Origin of the sequence: Streptococcus sp. GP0011, from assembly GCF_030546305.1 — a bacterium.
Classification (GTDB): Bacteria; Bacillota; Bacilli; order Lactobacillales; family Streptococcaceae; genus Streptococcus.
In genome coordinates, this window is record NZ_JAUONR010000002.1 from 225,651 (window position 1) to 241,891 (window position 16,241).

Below are 16,241 nucleotides of genomic sequence, written 5' to 3' on the forward strand. Positions count from 1 at the left end.
TTTCCTAGGTGGAAAACTTCTAAAATATGGTATAATGAACAGATAGAGAAGTTGGGGGTAAAAGATGAACATTCAACAATTACGCTATGTTGTGGCCATTGCCAATAGTGGTACTTTCCGTGAAGCTGCTGAAAAGATGTATGTTAGTCAGCCAAGTCTGTCTATTTCTGTGCGCGATTTGGAAAAAGAGCTGGGTTTTAAGATTTTCCGTCGGACGAGTTCGGGAACGTTTTTGACCCGTCGTGGTATGGAATTTTATGAAAAAGCGCAGGAGTTGGTCAAAGGCTTTGATGTTTTTCAAAATCAGTATGCCAATCCTGAGGAAGAAAAGGATGAATTTTCCATTGCCAGTCAGCACTATGACTTCTTGCCACCAACCATTACGGCCTTTTCAGAACGCCATCCTGACTACAAGAACTTTCGTATTTTTGAGTCTACCACAGTTCAAATTTTAGACGAAGTAGCTCAAGGACATAGTGAGATTGGGATTATCTACCTCAACAATCAAAATAAAAAGGGCATCATGCAACGGGTTGAAAAACTTGGTTTAGAAGTTATTGAACTAATTCCTTTCCAGACTCACATTTATCTTCGTGAAGGACATCCTTTAGCACAGAAAGAGGAATTGGTCATGGAGGATCTAGCGGATCTGCCAACGGTTCGTTTCACTCAGGAAAAGGATGAGTATCTTTACTATTCAGAGAACTTTGTCGACACCAGCGCGAGCTCCCAGATGTTCAATGTGACCGACCGTGCCACTTTGAATGGTATTTTGGAGCGGACAGATGCCTATGCGACTGGATCTGGATTTTTAGATAGTGACAGTGTTAATGGGATTACAGTCATTCGTCTCAAGGACAATCTAGATAACCGCATGGTCTATGTCAAACGGGAAGAAGTGGAGCTTAGCCAAGCTGGTACTCTTTTCGTAGAAGTCATGCAAGAATATTTTGATCAGAAGAGGAAATCATGAAAAAAAGAGGAATAGTAGCAGTCATTGTACTGCTTTTGATTGGGCTGGATCAGTGGGTTAAAGCCTATGTTGTCCAGCAGATTCCACTGGGTGAAGTTCGTTCGTGGATACCCAATCTCGTTAGCTTGACCTATCTGCAAAATAGAGGAGCAGCCTTCTCCATGTTACAAGATCAGCAGTGGTTATTTGCTGTCATTACACTGGTCGTCATGGTAGGTGCCATTTGGTATTTACATAAACACATGGAGGATTCTCTCTGGTTAGTTTTTGGACTGATTTTGATCATCGCGGGAGGTCTGGGCAACTTTATCGACAGAATGAGTCAAGGTTTTGTGGTGGATATGTTTCACCTAGACTTTATCAATTTTGCGATTTTCAATGTTGCTGACAGCTATTTGACAGTTGGTGTCATTGTTTTATTGATTGCAATGCTTAAAGAGGAAGTAAATGGAAATAAAAATTGAAACTGGTGGGCAACGTTTAGACAAGGCCCTGTCGGACCTGACAGAATTGTCGCGCAGTCTCGCTAATGAACAAATCAAGGCTGGACAAGTCTTGGTGAATGGGCAAGTAAAGAAAGCCAAATACACTGTCCAAGAGGGGGATATCGTCACCTACCATGTGCCAGAACCAGAGGTTTTAGAGTATGTGGCTGAGAATCTGCCACTCGAGATCATCTACCAAGATGAGGACGTAGCCGTCGTTAACAAGCCTCAAGGTATGGTGGTTCATCCGAGTGCCGGTCATACCAGTGGAACCTTGGTTAATGCCCTCATGTACCATATCAAGGACTTGTCAGGTATCAATGGGGTTCTCCGCCCAGGAATCGTTCACCGTATTGACAAGGACACGTCTGGTCTGCTCATGATTGCGAAAAATGATGAGGCCCACTTGGAACTTGCCCAAGAACTCAAGGACAAAAAGTCTCTACGCAAATACTGGGCGATTGTTCATGGCAATCTTCCCAATGATCGTGGTGTCATTGAAGCGCCGATTGGTCGGAGTGAAAAAGACCGTAAGAAACAGGCTGTAACTGCTAAAGGGAAGCCTGCAGTGACCCGTTTTCACGTCTTGGAACGTTTTGGTGATTATAGCTTAGTGGAGTTGGAACTGGAAACAGGACGTACCCACCAAATCCGTGTTCATATGGCTTATATTGGCCATCCAGTCGCTGGTGATGAAGTCTATGGTCCTCGTAAGACTTTGAAAGGACATGGACAATTTCTCCATGCTAAGACTCTAGGCTTTACCCATCCGAGAACAGGTGAAACCTTGGAATTTACAGCAGATATTCCAGAGATTTTTAAGGAAACGCTGGAAAGATTGCGGAAAGCTGAGAATAGATAAAAGAGTTGAGATGACTGTCTCAACCTTTTTATTTCAAGTCTTTTCTATTTTAAAGCATTCATGTTATAATGGATAAATATGAAGAATCGGAGTGAGAATATGAAGTACAAACGAATCGTCTTTAAGGTAGGGACTTCCTCCTTGACAAATGAAGACGGGAGTTTATCAAGGAGTAAAGTAAAGGCAATTACCCAGCAATTGGCTATGCTGCATGAGGCTGGACATGAGTTGATTTTAGTGTCATCTGGGGCAGTTGCCGCTGGATTTGGAGCTTTGGGTTTTAAAAAACGTCCAACCAAGATTGCAGATAAACAAGCTTCGGCTGCAGTTGGTCAAGGACTTTTGTTGGAGGAATATACAACTAACCTCCTCATGCGCCAAATCGTTTCTGCACAAATCTTGCTGACACAGGATGATTTTGTAGATAAACGTCGCTATAAGAACGCCCACCAGGCCTTGTCTGTATTGCTTCATCGTGGGGCAATTCCCATCATCAATGAAAATGACAGTGTCGTTATTGACGAACTCAAGGTCGGGGACAATGACACTCTGAGTGCCCAGGTAGCAGCTATGGTTCAAGCAGACCTTTTGGTTCTCTTGACGGATGTGGACGGCCTCTATACTGGCAATCCCAACTCAGATCCAAGAGCTAAACGCTTGGATAAAATTGAGACTATCAATCGTGAGATTATTGATATGGCTGGTGGAGCAGGTTCGTCTAATGGTACAGGTGGGATGTTGACAAAAATCAAAGCTGCAACTATTGCGACGGAATCAGGTGTTCCAGTCTATATTTGCTCCTCCATGAAATCAGATGCCCTGATTGAGGCAGCGGAGGAGACCAAGGATGGATCCTTCTTTGTTGCACAAGAGAAGGGACTTCGTACCCAGAAACAATGGCTGGCCTTCTATGCTCAAAGTCAAGGAACGATTTGGGTAGATGGTGGAGCTGCAGAAGCACTTTCAAAAAACGGAAAAAGTCTCCTTTTATCAGGTGTGGTAGAAGTGAAAGGGAACTTCTCTTACCATGATATTGTCACAGTAGCAGATAAAGAAACAGGTCAATCTCTTGGAAAGGGACGTGTCCAATTTGGTGTCTCAGCCCTAGAAGATATGCTCCGTTCTCAAAAAGCTAAGGGAGTCTTGATTCACCGTGATGACTGGATTTCCATCACTCCTGAAATCCAGCTGCTGTTTACAGAATTTTAGAGGTGAAAAATGGTAAGTACACAAGAACAATTTGAACAGGTACAGGCTGTTAAGAAATCAATCAATACTGCCAGTGAAGCAGTGAAAAACCAAGCCTTGCTAGCCATGGCTGATTATTTATTGGCAGCTACTGAGGAGATTTTAGAGGCCAATGCTCTCGATATGGCAGCGGCCAAGGGGAAAATCTCAGATGTCATGCTAGACCGTCTTTATTTGGATGAGGGACGTATAGAAGCGATGGCAAGAGGGATTCGTGAAGTGGTTGCTTTACCAGATCCTATTGGTGAGGTCCTAGAGACAAGTCATCTTGAAAATGGCTTGGTAATCACCAAAAAACGTGTGGCTATGGGGGTTATTGGTATTATCTATGAAAGCCGTCCAAATGTGACGTCTGATGCGGCTGCTTTGGCTCTCAAAAGTGGCAATGCGGTCGTTCTTCGTAGTGGTAAGGACGCCTACCAAACAGCTCATGCTATTGTCACAGCCTTAAAGAAGGGCTTGGAGACGACGATCATCCATCCAGAGGTGATTCAACTGGTGGAAGATACTAGCCGTGAAAGTAGCTATGCTATGATGAAGGCCAAGGGTTATCTAGACCTTCTTATTCCTCGTGGAGGCGCTGGCTTGATCAATGCTGTTGTTGAAAATGCCATTGTGCCTGTTATCGAGACAGGAACTGGGATTGTCCATGTCTATGTGGATAAGGATGCAGATGAAGACAAGGCTCTGTCTATCATCAACAATGCTAAAACCAGTCGTCCTTCTGTCTGCAATGCCATGGAGGTCTTGCTAGTTCATGAAGACAAGGCAGCAAGTTTCCTTCCTCGCTTGGAACAAGTTCTGGTTGCAGAGCGTAAGGAAGCTGGACTGGAACCAATTCAATTCCGCTTGGATAGCCAAGCAAGTCAGTTTGTTTCAGGTCGAGCAGCTGAGGCACAAGACTTTGACACTGAGTTTTTAGATTATATCCTAGCGATTAAGGTTGTGAGCAGTTTAGAAGAAGCAGTTGAGCATATTGAAGCTCACAGTACCCATCATTCGGATGCCATTGTGACGGAAAATGCTGAGGCTGCAGCCTACTTTACAGATCAAGTGGACTCAGCAGCGGTTTATGTCAATGCCTCAACGCGTTTCACTGATGGTGGGCAATTTGGTCTTGGATGTGAGATGGGAATTTCTACTCAGAAACTGCATGCGCGTGGGCCTATGGGCTTGAAAGAGTTGACCAGCTACAAGTATGTGGTTACTGGGGACGGACAGATAAGGGAGTAAGAGATGAAGATTGGATTTATCGGTTTGGGGAATATGGGAGCTAGTTTGGCCAAGGCTGTTGTGCAGGCCAAGACGGGTGCTCAGATTCTCCTTGCCAATCGTAGTCAAGCAAAAGTAGATGCTTTCATTGCCAACTTTGGTGGTCAGGCTTCCAGCAATGACGAAATCTTCGCAGAAGCAGATGTGATTTTTCTAGGAGTTAAGCCTGCTCAGTTCTCAGACTTGCTTTCTCAATACCAGACCATCCTTGAAAATAGAGAAAGTCTTCTTTTGATTTCCATGGCAGCTGGATTGACTTTGGAAAAACTAGCCAAATTTTTACCGAGTCACCACCGAATCATTCGCATCATGCCCAATACACCAGTGGCTATCGGCCAAGGAGTGATTAGTTATGCCATGTCAGCAAACTGTTGTGCTGAGGACAGGGAACTCTTTTGTCAGCTTTTAGCCAAGGCTGGTCTTTTGGTTGAGCTGGGAGATGGCTTAATCGATGCTGCGACAGGTCTTGCAGGTTGTGGACCAGCCTTTGTCTACCTCTTTATCGAGGCTTTGGCAGATGCAGGTGTTCAGACAGGATTGCCCCGAGAAAGGGCCTTGAAAATGGCAGCCCAAACAGTAGTCGGCGCTGGACAAATGGTCCTCGAAAGCCAGCAACATCCTGGAGTTTTGAAAGACCAAGTTTGCAGTCCAGGTGGTTCGACTATCGCTGGTGTAGCAAGTCTGGAAGAACATGCCTTTAGAGGCACCGTCATGGACGCAGTTCATCAAGCCTACAAACGAACACAAGAATTAGGTAAATAAGAGGTTGGATGACTCCCAGCCTCTTTTATGGTCGATTGAATGGAGAAGACACAAAAAGATTGTCACAAAAACCTATTTTTTTGATAGAATAGAAGGTAGAAAAAAAGAAATGAGTTAGACATGTCAAAAGGATTTTTAGTCTCTCTTGAGGGACCAGAGGGAGCAGGAAAGACCAGTGTTTTAGAGACTCTGCTCCCAATTTTAAAGGAAAAAGGAGTAGAAGTGCTGACGACCCGTGAGCCAGGTGGAGTCTTGATTGGTGAGAAGATTCGTCAAGTGATTTTGGACCCAAGTCATACTCAGATGGATCCTAAAACAGAGCTTCTTCTTTATATCGCTAGTCGCAGACAGCACTTGGTGGAAAAAGTTCTCCCAGCCCTTGAAGCTGGCAAGTTGGTCATTATGGACCGCTTCATCGATAGTTCCGTTGCTTATCAAGGATTTGGTCGTGGCTTGGATATTGATGCCATTGCTTGGCTCAATCACTTTGCAACAGATGGCCTCAAACCCGACTTGACACTCTATTTTGACATTGAGGTGGAAGAAGGGCTAGCTCGCATTGCTGCCAATAGTGATCGCGAGGTCAATCGTTTGGACTTGGAAGGCTTGGACTTGCACAAGAAAGTTCGTCAAGGTTACCTTTCTCTTCTGGACAAAGAAGGAAATCGCATTGTCAAGATTGATGCGAGTCTTCCTTTGGAGCAAGTTGTGGAAACGACCAAGGCTGTCTTATTTGACAGAATGGGCTTGGATAAATGAAACAAGATCAACTAAAGGCTTGGCAGCCAGACCAGTTTGACCGTTTTGTCCGTATCCTAGAACAAGACCAGCTCAATCACGCCTATCTCTTTTCAGGTTTCTTTGGAAGCTTGGAAATGGCGCAGTTTTTGGCTAAGAGCCTCTTTTGTACGGATAAAGTAGGCGTTCTACCATGTGAGAAATGCCGAAACTGCAAGCTGATTGAGCAGGAAGAATTCCCCGATGTTACATTGATTAAGCCAGTCAATCAGGTCATCAAGACAGAACGGATTCGAGAATTGGTGGGTCAGTTTTCCCAAGCAGGGATTGAAAGTCAGCAACAGGTCTTTATCATCGAGCAGGCGGAGAAAATGCATCCCAATGCAGCTAACTCTCTACTCAAGGTCATCGAAGAACCTCAGAGTGAAGTTTATATTTTCTTCTTAACCAGCGATGAGGAAAAAATCTTGCCGACAATCCGTAGTCGGACCCAGATTTTTCACTTTAAAAAGCAAGAAGGAAAGCTCATCCATCAATTAGAGCAAGCAGGACTGGTCAAGAAAAAAGCGACTCTCTTAGCCCAGTTTTGTCAATCACGAGCTGAAGCTGAAAAGTTGGTCAATCAAGCAAGTTTTTGGACCTTGGTGGATGAAAGTGAGCGCCTGCTGACTTGGTTAGTAGCCAAGAAAAAAAAGAGTTATTTGCAGGTAGCCAAATTAACCAGCTTGGCAGATGACAAGGAAAAACAAGATCAGGTCTTGCGAATCCTCGAAGTTCTCTGTGGACAGGACCTCTTGCAAGTAAGGATTCGACAGATTTTACAAGATTTGCTAGAAGCTAGAAAAATGTGGCAGGCTAATGTCAGCTTTCAAAATGCCATGGAATATCTGGTCTTGAAAGAAATATAAACTAATACTCTTCGAAAATCAAATTCAAACCACGTCAACGTCGCCTTGCCGTACTCAAGTACAGCCTGCGGCTAGTTTCCTAGTTTGCTCTTTGATTTTCATTGAGTATTAAAAATGAACGATATAGAAAGGAAAGGGCTGGTTTATGGATAAGAAAGAATTATTTGATGCGCTGGACGATTTTTCCCAACAGTTACTAGTGACCTTGGCCGATGTGGAAGCCATTAAGAAAAATCTCAAGAGCTTGGTAGAGGAAAATACAGCTCTTCGCTTGGAAAATAGTAAGTTGCGCGAACGCTTGGGCGAGGTGGAAGCAGATGCTCCCGTCAAGGCTAAGCATGTTCGTGAAAGCGTCCGTCGGATCTATAAAGACGGGTTTCACGTATGTAATGATTTTTATGGACAACGCCGAGAGCAGGACGAGGAATGTATGTTCTGTGACGAGTTGTTATACAGGGAGTAGGCATGCAGATTCAAAAAAGTTTTAAGGGGCAATCTCCCTATGGCAAGCTTTACCTAGTGGCAACGCCGATTGGCAATCTGGATGACATGACCTTTCGTGCTATCCAGACCTTGAAAGAGGTGGACTGGATTGCTGCTGAGGACACGCGCAATACTGGTCTTTTGCTCAAGCATTTTGACATTCCGACCAAGCAGATCAGCTTTCATGAGCACAATGCCAAGGAAAAAATTCCTGATTTGATTGGTTTCTTGAAAGCAGGGCAAAGTATTGCTCAGGTATCCGATGCGGGGCTGCCTAGCATCTCGGATCCTGGTCACGATTTGGTCAAGGCAGCTATTGAGGAAGAAATCGCAGTTGTCACTGTTCCAGGTGCCTCTGCAGGGATTTCTGCTTTGATTGCCAGTGGTTTAGCGCCACAGCCACATATCTTTTACGGTTTCTTACCGAGAAAATCAGGCCAGCAAAAGCAATTTTTTGACTCAAAAAAAGACTATCCAGAAACTCAGATTTTCTATGAATCACCTCATCGTGTGGCAGATACGCTGGAAAATATGCTAGCAGTTTACGGCGACCGCTCAGTAGTCTTGGTCAGGGAATTGACTAAAATCTATGAAGAATACCAACGAGGAAAGATTTCTGAATTGCTAGAAAGCATGGCTGAAATACCGCTCAAGGGCGAGTGCCTTCTCATCGTTGAAGGTGCCAGTCAGGATGTGGAGGAAAAGGACGAGGAGGACTTGTTCTTAGAAATCCAAGCTCGTATCCAGCAAGGAATGAAGAAAAATCAAGCTATTAAGGAAGTTGCGAAACTCTACCAGTGGAATAAAAGCCAGCTCTACGCTGCCTACCACGATTGGGAAGAGAATCAAGAAAATGACTAAACAGGGAAGTTTGCCTTCTTCCCTTTTTTTGTTATACTAGTAAAAGAAAAATTAGAAAGATTTGTGGGAGTGAAAAAGTTCGGGGGACTTTTCAGCCTGAGCCTAGAAATTCGAAAGCGAAGAAAGTCGGGTTGACTTCTTCAGCGTGAATTTTTAAATTCACACTACCAAAGAGGTATTAGTGTCGTGTCTCAATCTTATATCAATGTTATCGGTGCAGGTTTGGCAGGGGCTGAAGCTGCTTATCAAATCGCAGAACGGGGTATTCCAGTTAAACTTTATGAAATGCGTGGTGTCAAATCAACTCCTCAGCACAAAACAGACAATTTTGCTGAGTTAGTTTGTTCTAATTCCCTGCGTGGGGATGCTTTGACAAATGCTGTCGGTCTTCTCAAGGAAGAAATGCGTCGCTTGGGTTCTGTTATCTTAGAGTCTGCTGAAGCTACACGTGTTCCTGCAGGCGGTGCCCTTGCGGTGGACCGCGATGGTTTCTCTCAAATGGTGACCGAAAAAGTAGCCAATCATCCTTTGATTGAAGTGGTTCGTGATGAAATTACAGAATTACCGACTGATGTTATTACAGTGGTCGCTACTGGTCCTTTGACCAGCGATGCTCTAGCTGAGAAGATTCATGCCCTTAATGACGGCGATGGATTCTATTTCTACGACGCGGCGGCGCCTATTATCGATGTCAATACTATCGATATGAGCAAGGTCTATCTCAAGTCTCGTTATGACAAGGGAGAAGCAGCCTACCTCAATGCTCCAATGACCAAGCAAGAGTTTATGGATTTCCATGAAGCCTTGGTCAATGCGGAAGAAGCACCGCTCAATTCTTTTGAAAAAGAAAAGTACTTTGAAGGTTGTATGCCTATCGAAGTCATGGCCAAGCGTGGCATTAAAACCATGCTTTATGGTCCTATGAAACCAGTCGGTCTGGAGTATCCAGATGACTACACAGGCCCTCGTGATGGAGAATTTAAAACACCTTATGCGGTTGTCCAGCTCCGTCAGGATAATGCAGCAGGTAGTCTCTACAATATCGTTGGATTCCAAACCCACCTCAAATGGGGGGAGCAAAAGCGTGTTTTCCAAATGATTCCCGGTCTTGAAAATGCGGAGTTTGTCCGTTATGGGGTCATGCACCGCAATTCTTACATGGATTCACCAAATCTTCTCGAGCAAACCTATCGTTCTAAGAAACAACCCAACCTTTTCTTTGCTGGTCAAATGACGGGTGTGGAAGGCTATGTTGAGTCAGCAGCCTCAGGCTTGGTTGCAGGTATTAACGCGGCTCGTCTCTTCAAGGGTGAAAGTGAAGCTATCTTCCCAGAGACCACAGCGATTGGAAGTCTGGCTCATTACATCACTCACGCTGATAGCAAACATTTCCAACCAATGAATGTCAATTTTGGGATTATTAAGGAGTTAGAAGGTGAGCGTATCCGTGATAAGAAGGCTCGTTATGAAAAAATTGCAGAGCGTGCTCTTGCCGACTTAGAGGAATTTTTAACTGTCTAATTTTTTTGAAAGAATTGCTCATGATACTATAAAAATCTTAGAAATTGTGATAAAATAGGTAGGATAAAAAAAGGAGAGTAAAAATGGCGAATCCCAAGTATAAACGTATTTTAATCAAGTTATCAGGTGAAGCCCTTGCCGGTGAACGTGGCGTAGGGATTGATATCCAGACAGTTCAAACAATCGCAAAAGAGATTCAAGAAGTTCATAGCTTAGGTATCGAAATTGCCCTTGTTATTGGTGGAGGAAATCTCTGGCGTGGGGAACCTGCTGCAGAAGCTGGAATGGACCGTGTTCAGGCAGATTACACTGGAATGCTTGGGACCGTGATGAATGCTCTTGTGATGGCAGATTCATTGCAACAAGTTGGTGTCGATACGCGTGTGCAAACTGCCATTGCGATGCAACAAGTGGCAGAACCTTATGTACGTGGACGTGCCCTTCGCCACCTTGAAAAGGGTCGTATCGTTATCTTTGGTGCTGGGATTGGTTCACCTTACTTCTCAACAGATACAACAGCAGCCCTTCGTGCAGCTGAAATCGAAGCGGATGCCATCCTTATGGCTAAAAATGGTGTAGACGGTGTTTACAATGCCGATCCTAAGAAAGACAAAACTGCCGTTAAGTTTGAAGAATTGACCCACCGTGATGTTATCAATAAAGGTCTTCGTATCATGGACTCAACTGCTTCAACCCTCTCTATGGACAACGACATTGACTTGGTTGTCTTCAATATGAACCAACCAGGCAACATCAAACGTGTCGTATTTGGTGAAAATATCGGAACAACAGTTTCAAACAATATCGAAGAAAAGGAATAAGAAAATTATGGCTAATGCAATTGTAGAAAAAGCAAAAGAGAGAATGACCCAGTCTCATCAATCACTTGCTCGTGAATTTGGTGGTATCCGTGCCGGTCGTGCCAACGCAAGCTTGCTAGACCGTATCCATGTAGAATACTATGGAGTCGAAACTCCTCTTAACCAAATCGCTTCAATTACTATTCCAGAAGCGCGTGTTTTGTTGGTAACACCATTTGACAAGTCTTCATTGAAAGACATCGAACGTGCCTTGAACGCTTCTGATCTTGGTATTACACCAGCTAATGACGGTTCTGTGATCCGTTTGGTTATCCCTGCTCTTACAGAAGAGACTCGTCGTGACCTTGCCAAAGAAGTGAAGAAGGTCGGTGAAAATGCTAAAGTGGCTGTCCGCAATATCCGTCGCGACGCTATGGATGAAGCTAAAAAGCAAGAAAAAGCAAAAGAAATCACTGAAGACGAATTGAAGACTCTTGAAAAAGATATTCAAAAAGTAACAGACGATGCTGTGAAACACATCGACGACATGACTGCTAATAAAGAAAAAGAAATCTTGGAAGTCTAAAAATAAACAGAAAAACTCAGTTGGCATTGCTGGCTGAGTTTTATTCGAAAGAAGGAAATATGAATACAAATCTTGCAAGTTTTATCGTTGGACTCATCATCGATGAAAATGACCGTTTTTACTTTGTGCAAAAGGATGGTCAGACCTATGCTCTTGCCAAGGAAGAAGGCCAACATACAGTAGGGGATACGGTCAAAGGTTTTGCCTACACGGATATGAAGCAAAAACTCCGCTTGACCACTCTAGAAGTGACTGCCACTCAGGACCAATTTGGTTGGGGAACGGTAACAGAAGTTCGTAAGGACTTGGGTGTTTTTGTTGATACCGGTCTACCTGATAAGGAAATCGTAGTATCACTAGATATTCTCCCTGAGCTCAAGGAACTCTGGCCCAAGAAGGGCGATAAACTCTACATCCGTCTCGAAGTGGACAAGAAAGATCGAATCTGGGGACTCTTGGCTTATCAAGAAGATTTCCAACGTCTGGCTCGTCCTGCCTACAACAACATGCAGAACCAAAACTGGCCAGCCATTGTTTACCGTCTCAAGCTGTCAGGGACCTTTGTCTATCTGCCAGAGAATAATATGCTTGGTTTCATTCACCCAAGTGAGCGCTACGCAGAGCCACGTTTGGGGCAAGTGTTAGATGCGCGTGTCATTGGTTTCCGCGAGGTTGACCGCACTCTGAACCTATCCCTCAAACCACGTTCCTTTGAAATGTTGGAAAATGATGCCCAGATGATTTTGACCTACTTGGAAAGCAATGGCGGTTTCATGATCTTGAATGATAAGTCATCTCCTGAGGACATCAAGGCAACCTTTGGTATCTCTAAAGGTCAGTTCAAGAAAGCACTCGGTGGCTTGATGAAGGCTGGCAAAATCAAACAAGACCAGTTTGGTACAGAGTTGATTTAGGCCTTATAGACATGAAAAAGAAACTTGAAGAAATGAGTTTAGAGGAACTCTGGCAACTTTTTCCTATTTTTCTAGTAGAGCACAAGTCAGAGTGGAAAGACTGGTATGAATCGGAAAAAGCAAATCTGAAAAGAATATTGGGTGCAAATGTTATTAAAAGAATAGAACATATCGGTAGCACTGCTATCCCTAATATTTGGGCCAAGAATATCGTTGATATTCTGTTAGAAGTAGGTAGAATAGAGGATTTAGCAAGAGTTAGGGATTTATTGGTGAAGAATGGGTGGCTAGTGATGTCGGAAAGTCCTAACAGGATTTCGCTAAATAAAGGCTATACAGAGCAGGGATTTGCTGAGAAAGTTTTTCATTTACATTTGCGAATGACGGGAGATCATGACGAGATTTATTTTAGAGATTATCTCTGCCAGCATCCAGATATTGCCCAAGCGTATCAGGAATTAAAACTAAGTTTGTGGAAAAAATTTGAACACAATCGAGACGGCTATACAGATGCGAAAACAGATTTTATAAACCACTACGTTTCAGAGGCCAAGTCCAGTAATTTTCAAGAATCAGAAAAGTGTCATCAAAAAACTCTTGATAGGAGAAAGAATTGAGAAAATCATTTTACACTTGGCTCATGACTGAGCGCAATCCTAAAAGTAACAGTCCTAAAGCTATCTTGGCAGACCTCGCTTTTGAGGAGTCGGCTTTTCCAAAACACACAGATGATTTTGATGAGGTGAGTCGCTTTTTGGAGGAGCATGCCAGTTTCTCTTTTAACCTAGGAGACTTTGACGCTATCTGGCAAGAATACTTAGAACACTAGAGACAATGAGATGAGGCTAGTATTTTATTGTTCTCTTTGCTATAATAAAAAGAAATAAACGGATTAGAGAGGTTCTTTATTTGAAGGAACATTCAATAGACATTCAACTGAGTCATCCAGATGACTTGTTCCATCTTTTTGGTTCCAATGAGCGCCATCTTCGTTTGATGGAAGAAGAGCTCGATGTGGTGATTCATGCCCGTACGGAGATTGTCCAGGTTTTGGGAGAAGAGTCTGCCTGTGAGGAAGCCCGTCAGGTTATCCAAGCATTGATGGTCTTGGTAAATCGTGGAATGACGGTTGGCACACCAGATGTGGTGACTGCGATTAGTATGGTCAAAAACGATGAAATTGACAAGTTTGTCGCCCTTTACGAAGAAGAAATCATTAAGGACAATACAGGGAAGCCGATCCGTGTCAAAACCTTGGGTCAAAAGCTTTATGTGGACAGTGTCAAACAGCATGATGTGACCTTTGGAATCGGACCTGCAGGGACTGGGAAGACCTTTCTTGCAGTGACCTTGGCAGTGACAGCTCTTAAACGCGGGCAGGTCAAGCGGATTATCCTTACTCGTCCAGCAGTGGAAGCAGGTGAGAGTCTAGGATTTCTTCCAGGTGATCTCAAGGAGAAGGTGGATCCTTACCTTCGACCAGTTTACGATGCCTTGTATCAGATTCTCGGCAAAGATCAGACGACCCGTCTCATGGAGCGTGAAATTATCGAAATCGCGCCTCTTGCCTACATGCGTGGGCGGACCTTGGACGATGCTTTTGTCATTCTCGATGAGGCACAAAATACGACCATCATGCAGATGAAGATGTTCCTGACTCGTTTAGGCTTTAATTCCAAGATGATTGTCAATGGAGATATCAGCCAGATTGACCTGCCACGTAATGTTAAATCCGGTTTGATTGATGCTCAAGAAAAGCTCAAGAACATTCACCAAATTGATTTTGTTCATTTTTCAGCCAAGGATGTGGTTCGCCATCCAGTTGTCGCTCAGATTATCCGAGCTTATGAACCGGCTCCAGTTAAGGTTGAAGAAAAGAACCAAGAAACAGAATAGCAAAAAAGCAGTTCAGATGTGAACTGCTTTTTTTTAATGAGTGTCTAGCTTTAAACAAGTTCGTCGATAGACGTGTGCTCTTTATCGAGGCCTTGAGCAACTGGGAGGCTAGTTAAGTAACCTTGATAAGTGGTCACACCTTGACGCAAGCCCTCATCTTCAGCAATTGCTTGTGCGAATCCTTTGCCAGCCAATGCTTCGATATAAGGAAGAGTGACATTGGTTAGGGCGATAGTAGAGGTACGAGCAACTGCACCAGGGATATTGGCAACGGCATAGTGGAGAACACCGTGTTTTTCATAGACAGGTTCATCGTGCGTTGTCACACGGTCAGCTGTCTCGATAACGCCACCTTGATCAACGGCAACGTCAACGATGACAGAGCCAGGACGCATTTGTTTGACCATCTCATCTGTCACCAATTTCGGTGCTTTGGCCCCAGGGATGAGAACTGCACCAACCACCACATCAGCATCTCTCACACTTGCTTCGATGTTGAATGAATTAGACATAAGAGTTTGAATTTGATTTCCAAAGACTTCTTCTAGAACTGAGAGACGCTTAGCGCTGATATCTAAAATAGTTACTTGAGCACCAAGACCAAGGGCGATGCGGGCAGCATGTGTACCGACGACACCACCACCGATGATGGTTACTTTTCCTTTTGGAACACCGGGCACACCACCTAGTAGAATACCAGAGCCACCAGCTTGCTTAGTAAGGAAGTGAGCTCCAATTTGAACAGCCATACGGCCGGCAACCTCACTCATAGGAACGAGGAGTGGTAGTTGTCCTTGATTGTCACGAACAGTTTCATAGGCAATTCCTGTTGTTTTTGCTGCTAACATAGCTTCTGCTAATTCTGGAGCAGCGGCCATGTGCAAGTAGGTGAAAAGGAGAAGATCGTCGCGCAAATAACCATATTCAGAAGCTAGTGGTTCTTTTACTTTCACGACTAACTCGGCAGCCCATGCTTCTGCAGCAGTAGCGACAATCTCAGCTCCTTGCTTTTGATAGTCCGCATCAGTAAATCCTGAACCGAGACCAGCATTTGATTCGATGAGGACACGATGCCCGCGACTGACTAAACTATGGACGCCAGCAGGAGTGAGGGCAACACGGTTTTCATTATTTTTAATTTCTTTTGGGATTCCGATTAACATAGAGATAACCTACCTTTCAATTGACAATCTTGTTTTGGTTGTCACATTTCAGTTCATAAATCAAAAATGTGATGGTTTTATTGTATATGAAACCGCTTCAAAAATCAAGAAAAACTTGTCATTCAAATTTCTTTATGCTAGACTAGTGAGAATCAAGCTCTAATGGAGGAAAAAGTATGGAATCAATATTTGTTAAATTTTCCAAGTATCCAACTATAGAAACGGAGCGTTTATTGCTCCGACCTGTAACTTTAGACGATGCAGAAGCTATGTTTGAGTATGCTTCGGATAGAGAAAATACACGCTACACTTTTCCAACAAATCAAAGTTTAGAAGAAACCAAGAACAACATCGCTCAGTTTTACTTGGCTAATCTCTTGGGACGCTGGGGAATCGAACTAAAAAGCAATGGTCAGTTTATTGGAACCATTGACTTGCACAAGATTGACCCCCTTCTCAAAAAAGCAGCTATTGGTTACATTATCAATAAAAAGTATTGGAATCAAGGATTGACGACAGAAGCCAATCGGGCCGTGATTGAGCTGGCTTTTGAGAAGATTGGAATGAATAAGTTGACCGCTCTTCACGATAAGGAAAATCCTGCATCTGGCAGGGTCATGCAGAAATCAGGCATGCGCTTTTCCCATGTAGAACCATATGCTTGTATGGACCAACATGAAAAAGGTCGAATTATCACAAGGGTTCATTATGTCTTGACTAAGGAAGACTATTTTGCAAATAAATAAGCAGTTGAAAAGAAATTTTCAAC

At 43.7% G+C, this 16,241-nt stretch carries 19 protein-coding genes and 1 pseudogene; 18 read left to right on the plus strand and 2 right to left on the minus strand.

Annotated elements, in window-relative coordinates; genetic code table 11:
* Positions 1–72, minus strand: a pseudogene (locus Q4443_RS03445) (AraC family transcriptional regulator); the annotation flags it as partial.
* Between Q4443_RS03445 and Q4443_RS03450 the strand changes: the two are divergent.
* The 17 genes from Q4443_RS03450 (at position 65) to Q4443_RS03530 (ending at position 14,309) form a co-directional block, all read left to right on the plus strand.
* Positions 65–973, plus strand: coding sequence for a LysR family transcriptional regulator (locus Q4443_RS03450; protein WP_049479174.1), 909 nt, complete (start codon positions 65–67; stop codon positions 971–973). The pseudogene Q4443_RS03445 and the gene Q4443_RS03450 sit on opposite strands and share 8 nt — an antisense overlap.
* The gene (lspA, locus tag Q4443_RS03455) at positions 970–1,437 is read left to right on the plus strand and encodes a signal peptidase II (protein ID WP_049499966.1); all 468 of its coding nucleotides are present in this window, start codon (positions 970–972) and stop codon (positions 1,435–1,437) included. Before Q4443_RS03450 ends, lspA begins: the two co-directional genes overlap by 4 nt.
* The gene (locus Q4443_RS03460; RefSeq protein WP_049499968.1) at positions 1,421–2,320 is read left to right on the plus strand and encodes an RluA family pseudouridine synthase; all 900 of its coding nucleotides are present in this window, start codon (positions 1,421–1,423) and stop codon (positions 2,318–2,320) included. The genes lspA and Q4443_RS03460 overlap by 17 nt, the downstream gene beginning before the upstream one ends.
* Before the next feature lie 99 nt (positions 2,321–2,419).
* Positions 2,420–3,529, plus strand: a complete 1,110-nt coding sequence (gene proB / locus Q4443_RS03465) for a glutamate 5-kinase (RefSeq protein ID WP_049500744.1) — start codon at positions 2,420–2,422, stop codon at positions 3,527–3,529.
* Positions 3,530–3,538: 9 nt separating this feature from the next.
* Positions 3,539–4,801 carry a glutamate-5-semialdehyde dehydrogenase gene (locus tag Q4443_RS03470; RefSeq protein ID WP_049478046.1) on the plus strand — a complete coding sequence of 421 codons (1,263 nt, stop codon included), beginning with the start codon at positions 3,539–3,541 and terminating at the stop codon, positions 4,799–4,801.
* 3 nt (positions 4,802–4,804) lie between these two features.
* The gene (gene proC, locus Q4443_RS03475; RefSeq protein WP_049478047.1) at positions 4,805–5,602 is read left to right on the plus strand and encodes a pyrroline-5-carboxylate reductase; all 798 of its coding nucleotides are present in this window, start codon (positions 4,805–4,807) and stop codon (positions 5,600–5,602) included.
* 120 nt (positions 5,603–5,722) lie between these two features.
* On the plus strand, positions 5,723–6,361 hold the full coding sequence (gene tmk, locus Q4443_RS03480; protein WP_049478048.1) for a dTMP kinase: 639 nt from the start codon (positions 5,723–5,725) through the stop codon (positions 6,359–6,361).
* Positions 6,358–7,248 (plus strand): DNA polymerase III subunit delta', encoded by an 891-nt coding sequence (locus tag Q4443_RS03485; RefSeq protein WP_303407956.1) that lies wholly within the window; start codon positions 6,358–6,360, stop codon positions 7,246–7,248. Before tmk ends, Q4443_RS03485 begins: the two co-directional genes overlap by 4 nt.
* 145 nt (positions 7,249–7,393) lie before the next feature.
* Positions 7,394–7,711, plus strand: coding sequence for a DNA replication initiation control protein YabA (yabA, locus tag Q4443_RS03490; protein WP_000358227.1), 318 nt, complete (start codon positions 7,394–7,396; stop codon positions 7,709–7,711).
* 2 nt (positions 7,712–7,713) lie between these two features.
* Positions 7,714–8,592, plus strand: coding sequence for a 16S rRNA (cytidine(1402)-2'-O)-methyltransferase (rsmI, locus tag Q4443_RS03495; RefSeq protein ID WP_049518518.1), 879 nt, complete (start codon positions 7,714–7,716; stop codon positions 8,590–8,592).
* Between the two features lie 186 nt (positions 8,593–8,778).
* Positions 8,779–10,113: a methylenetetrahydrofolate--tRNA-(uracil(54)-C(5))-methyltransferase (FADH(2)-oxidizing) TrmFO gene (trmFO, locus tag Q4443_RS03500; protein WP_000083690.1), complete on the plus strand. Its 1,335-nt coding sequence runs from the start codon at positions 8,779–8,781 to the stop codon at positions 10,111–10,113.
* An 83-nt stretch (positions 10,114–10,196) separates the two neighbouring features.
* Positions 10,197–10,934 (plus strand): UMP kinase, encoded by a 738-nt coding sequence (gene pyrH, locus Q4443_RS03505; RefSeq protein ID WP_000002996.1) that lies wholly within the window; start codon positions 10,197–10,199, stop codon positions 10,932–10,934.
* 7 nt (positions 10,935–10,941) lie between these two features.
* On the plus strand, positions 10,942–11,499 hold the full coding sequence (gene frr / locus Q4443_RS03510) for a ribosome recycling factor (RefSeq protein WP_001262235.1): 558 nt from the start codon (positions 10,942–10,944) through the stop codon (positions 11,497–11,499).
* A 59-nt stretch (positions 11,500–11,558) separates the two neighbouring features.
* The gene (gene cvfB / locus Q4443_RS03515; protein WP_049518520.1) at positions 11,559–12,413 is read left to right on the plus strand and encodes an RNA-binding virulence regulatory protein CvfB; all 855 of its coding nucleotides are present in this window, start codon (positions 11,559–11,561) and stop codon (positions 12,411–12,413) included.
* An 11-nt stretch (positions 12,414–12,424) separates the two neighbouring features.
* Positions 12,425–13,030, plus strand: a complete 606-nt coding sequence (locus tag Q4443_RS03520; protein ID WP_049518521.1) for a GrpB family protein — start codon at positions 12,425–12,427, stop codon at positions 13,028–13,030.
* Positions 13,027–13,242 carry a YozE family protein gene (locus tag Q4443_RS03525; protein ID WP_001232084.1) on the plus strand — a complete coding sequence of 72 codons (216 nt, stop codon included), beginning with the start codon at positions 13,027–13,029 and terminating at the stop codon, positions 13,240–13,242. Before Q4443_RS03520 ends, Q4443_RS03525 begins: the two co-directional genes overlap by 4 nt.
* Before the next feature lie 80 nt (positions 13,243–13,322).
* A complete protein-coding gene (locus Q4443_RS03530; RefSeq protein WP_049518523.1) occupies positions 13,323–14,309 on the plus strand; it encodes a PhoH family protein in 987 nt (328 codons plus the stop codon).
* Between the two features lie 50 nt (positions 14,310–14,359).
* Here the strand turns inward: Q4443_RS03530 and ald are convergent, their stop codons facing one another.
* Positions 14,360–15,472, minus strand: a complete 1,113-nt coding sequence (gene ald / locus Q4443_RS03535) for an alanine dehydrogenase (RefSeq protein ID WP_049518525.1) — start codon at positions 15,470–15,472, stop codon at positions 14,360–14,362.
* A gap of 176 nt (positions 15,473–15,648) precedes the next feature.
* On the opposite strand from ald, the gene Q4443_RS03540 reads away from it, so the two are divergent.
* Positions 15,649–16,218 (plus strand): GNAT family N-acetyltransferase, encoded by a 570-nt coding sequence (locus tag Q4443_RS03540; RefSeq protein WP_049518526.1) that lies wholly within the window; start codon positions 15,649–15,651, stop codon positions 16,216–16,218.
* The last annotated feature ends 23 nt before the right edge of the window (positions 16,219–16,241 follow it).

Bases quoted from the DNA above. Each gene is read 5' to 3' on its own strand.
- Q4443_RS03540 (WP_049518526.1), top strand. From the start codon at position 15,649: ATGGAATCAATATTTGTTAAATTTTCCAAGTATCCAACTATAGAAACG.
- proC (WP_049478047.1), top strand. From the start codon at position 4,805: ATGAAGATTGGATTTATCGGTTTGGGGAATATGGGAGCTAGTTTGGCC.
- ald (WP_049518525.1), bottom strand. From the start codon at position 15,472: ATGTTAATCGGAATCCCAAAAGAAATTAAAAATAATGAAAACCGTGTT.
- Q4443_RS03520 (WP_049518521.1), top strand. From the start codon at position 12,425: ATGAAAAAGAAACTTGAAGAAATGAGTTTAGAGGAACTCTGGCAACTT.
- lspA (WP_049499966.1), top strand. From the start codon at position 970: ATGAAAAAAAGAGGAATAGTAGCAGTCATTGTACTGCTTTTGATTGGG.
- yabA (WP_000358227.1), top strand. From the start codon at position 7,394: ATGGATAAGAAAGAATTATTTGATGCGCTGGACGATTTTTCCCAACAG.
- cvfB (WP_049518520.1), top strand. From the start codon at position 11,559: ATGAATACAAATCTTGCAAGTTTTATCGTTGGACTCATCATCGATGAA.
- tmk (WP_049478048.1), top strand. From the start codon at position 5,723: ATGTCAAAAGGATTTTTAGTCTCTCTTGAGGGACCAGAGGGAGCAGGA.
- Q4443_RS03460 (WP_049499968.1), top strand. From the start codon at position 1,421: ATGGAAATAAAAATTGAAACTGGTGGGCAACGTTTAGACAAGGCCCTG.
- rsmI (WP_049518518.1), top strand. From the start codon at position 7,714: ATGCAGATTCAAAAAAGTTTTAAGGGGCAATCTCCCTATGGCAAGCTT.
- Q4443_RS03450 (WP_049479174.1), top strand. From the start codon at position 65: ATGAACATTCAACAATTACGCTATGTTGTGGCCATTGCCAATAGTGGT.
- frr (WP_001262235.1), top strand. From the start codon at position 10,942: ATGGCTAATGCAATTGTAGAAAAAGCAAAAGAGAGAATGACCCAGTCT.
- Q4443_RS03470 (WP_049478046.1), top strand. From the start codon at position 3,539: ATGGTAAGTACACAAGAACAATTTGAACAGGTACAGGCTGTTAAGAAA.
- pyrH (WP_000002996.1), top strand. From the start codon at position 10,197: ATGGCGAATCCCAAGTATAAACGTATTTTAATCAAGTTATCAGGTGAA.
- proB (WP_049500744.1), top strand. From the start codon at position 2,420: ATGAAGTACAAACGAATCGTCTTTAAGGTAGGGACTTCCTCCTTGACA.
- Q4443_RS03485 (WP_303407956.1), top strand. From the start codon at position 6,358: ATGAAACAAGATCAACTAAAGGCTTGGCAGCCAGACCAGTTTGACCGT.